Raw genomic sequence first — 2,952 nt, 5'->3', positions numbered from 1 at the left:
GGGCAGCCAGCATGAAAACCATCCCTGCCCCACCCGCGCTGTCCCAGAGTCGCGAACTCACGGGACGCACTCAAGAAGGTAGGGCGGCATGAGCGAGGAACTGATGCGGGCCGCCCTGGACGCCGCCGAACGCGGCTGGCACGTCTTCCCCCTCCGCCCCGGCAGCAAGCCGCCCGCCCTGCACGGCGAGAAGACGTGCACCGGCAGCGGCGAGTGCGCGAACGGGCATGTGAAGTGGGAGCAGCGCGCCACCCTCGACCCCGACCGCATCCGCGTCGCGTGGTCGCATGCGCCGTTCAACGTCGGTATCGCTACCGGCCCCTCTGGGCTGGTCGTGGTCGACCTGGACACGCCAGAGCACAAGGGCAGTTCGGACGCGCCTGACGGCGCGGCATCCTTTGCAGCGCTCTGCGAGCGCGCCGGCCATGCCGTCCCCGACACCTACCGGGTGCGGACCGCGAGCGGTGGAACCCACCTGTACTTCACCGCCCCCACCGGCCTGAGGCTGGGCAACACGGCCGGGACCGTGGCCGACTCGGTCGACACCCGAGCATGGGGCGGATACGTGGTCGCCGCCGGCAGCACCACCCCCGCCGGACGGTATGAGGCGCTGTGCGGCTCTGTGGCCGTCCCTCTGCCGTCGTGGCTGCAAACCATCCTGCAACCCGCCCCCGCCCGCCCTGCGGCCCCTTTGCGGCTGCCTGCGGTCGACGGCAGCCGCGCGGCACTGGCCGCACTGGCCGCTGAGTGCGCGGTCGTGGCCACAGCGCCGGACGGCGAGCGGAACACGACGCTGAACCGGAGCGCGTTCAAGGTGGGGCGGTTCGTCGCATGGGGCGACCTCCCCCGGCACGTGGCAGAGGAGGCCTTCCAAGGGATCGGCGAGGCGGCCGGACTCACCGCCGCCGAGTGCCGCACGACCGTCCGCAGCGCCCTGGACAGCTCCATCCGCAAAGCCCGGCCCCGGCAGGCGGCATGACCGCCCCCGCAACCCCCCGCTTGGAAGGCCAACCCCTGCGACCCGCCCACCGCCACGACGCCGAACCCGTCGCACCCGTGCCGGCCGTGGGCGGGCCGAAGGTCGCCGCCCGTCAGGGCGTCCGAACTGCACTTCGCTCTGACCCGAACGAGGGAGACGGACGGTTCGCCGTCGCGTGGTTGCACGTCAACGCGCCGCGCGGCGCGACGCCTGCCGCCACCTCGACGTGCGCGTGCGGCTGGGACCGAAGCGCCGTCGGTCACGGTCGCGTGGCCGCTCTGATCGCGGCGCACTCCGCTCACCGAACCGCCTGCCCGCTGCGTAACCCCCAGGAAGGAAGGGCCGCCGCATGACCCCCACCATCGACGGAGCCGCACTGCTCAACGAGGTGGAAGTCTTCCACCGGCGCTTCAACGTCTTCCCCACCGAAGCGGCCTACGTCGCCGTGACGCTGTGGGACGCGCACGCGCACCTGATCGAGTGCTTCGAGACCACCCCCCGGATCGCGTTCCTGTCCCCGGAGCCGGGATCGGGCAAGTCCCGGGCGCTGGAGATCGTGGAACTCCTCACCCCCCGCCCGGTCACCACGGTGTCCGCGTCCGCGAACGCCCTGTACCGGCTGGTCGACTCCGCCGCCGGACTCCCGACGGTGCTGTTCGATGAGGTGGACACCATCTTCGGCCCCAAGGCAGGTACCGATGAGGCCCTGCGCGGCTTCCTGAACGCCGGGTACCGACGCACGGCCGGCGCGCTGCGGTGCGTGGGTGAGGGCTCCAACCAGAACGCGCAGATCTTCAACTCCTACTGTGCCGTGGCCATGGCGGGGCTCGGTTCCCTGCCTGACACGGTTCTGACCCGCTCCGTCATCATCCGCATGCGGAAGCGCGCCCCGAACGAGAAGGCGGAGCCGTACCGCCAGCGCAAGCACGAGGGCCAGGGGCACGCCGTGCGTGACCGGCTCGCCAAGTGGGCTGACGTCGTCCGCGACCAGGTCGCGAGTGCCTGGCCCGAGATGCCCGAGGGCGTCACCGACCGGCCGGCGGACGTATGGGAACCCCTGCTCGCCGTCGCCGACGCGGCTGGCGGCCACTGGCCCACGCGGGCCCGTGCCGCCTGCCTCGAACTCATCAGTGCCGCCCACGACAACGATGAAGCATCCCTCGGAGTCCGGCTGCTGACCGACCTGCGCGACAAGGTGTTCTGCGGCGAGGACCGCATGCCCACCGCCGCGATCCTCGAATGCCTGCTCGCCATGGACGACGCGCCATGGGGCGACCTGGACGACAAGCCGATCAACTCCCGGACCCTCGCCCGGATGCTCGGCCAGTACGTCACTCCGAACAACAAGCCGATCAAGCCGCGCGGCATCCGCACCCCCTCCGGGTTCCCCAAGGGCTACTACGCGGAAGACCTCAACGACGCCTGGACGCGGTACTGCCCTCCCTCCCCCGGAGAATCCGCCACGTCCGCCACGTCCGCCACAGCGCAGGTCAGCGGGGGTGAATCCGTGGCGGATACCGCCACGATCATCCGCCACGCGACCAAGGAAACCGCCACGCAACCCACCCTCGCCGGCTGACCCACCCGGCATTCACCCCGCCGCCACACCAGACCGGGTGTGGCGGCACCTATCCGCCACAAAACCGCTATCCGCCACACGATCAAGGCTCTGACCTGCGGTGTGGCGGCGTGGCGGACGTGGCGGATTCCTCAGAGGGAAGAAGACCAAAGGAGTCACCGCCTTGGCCGGTACCAAGATGCTCAAGCTCCCCGAAGTCCTCGAAGAGATCGAGATGAGCCGCGCCGCCTTCTACCGCATGCGCGCACGCGGCCAGGCTCCCCGCCTGATCAAGCTCCCCAACGGACAGCTTCGCTGCCGCCGCAGCGACCTGGACGCCTGGTGGAAGCGGTGCGAGCAAACCGCCGCATAAATCCGATCACGTCAGAGGGGTCCGCGCTCAGCGCGGACCCCT

3 protein-coding genes are annotated in these 2,952 nt (G+C 70.8%); all 3 read left to right on the top strand.

Annotated features, from left to right (window positions below; genetic code table 11):
- Window positions 1-88: 88 nt before the first annotated feature.
- The 3 genes from ABZ854_RS37155 to ABZ854_RS37145 all read left to right on the top strand — a co-directional run bounded on the left by ABZ854_RS37155 (window position 89) and on the right by ABZ854_RS37145 (window position 2,910).
- Window positions 89-979 (top strand): bifunctional DNA primase/polymerase, encoded by an 891-nt coding sequence (locus ABZ854_RS37155; RefSeq protein WP_361220459.1) that lies wholly within the window; start codon window positions 89-91, stop codon window positions 977-979.
- A 349-nt stretch (window positions 980-1,328) separates the two neighbouring features.
- Window positions 1,329-2,558, top strand: a complete 1,230-nt coding sequence (locus tag ABZ854_RS37150; protein ID WP_361220456.1) for a DUF3631 domain-containing protein — start codon at window positions 1,329-1,331, stop codon at window positions 2,556-2,558.
- 163 nt (window positions 2,559-2,721) lie between these two features.
- Window positions 2,722-2,910: a helix-turn-helix domain-containing protein gene (locus ABZ854_RS37145; protein ID WP_129308103.1), complete on the top strand. Its 189-nt coding sequence runs from the start codon at window positions 2,722-2,724 to the stop codon at window positions 2,908-2,910.
- Window positions 2,911-2,952 lie beyond the last annotated feature (42 nt).

The organism is Streptomyces sp. NPDC047028 (assembly GCF_040644095.1).
GTDB lineage: Bacteria > Actinomycetota > Actinomycetes > Streptomycetales > Streptomycetaceae > Streptomyces.
The sequence above is the reverse complement of the archived record's forward strand: the minus strand, read 5'-3'. Positions and strand labels throughout refer to the sequence as shown.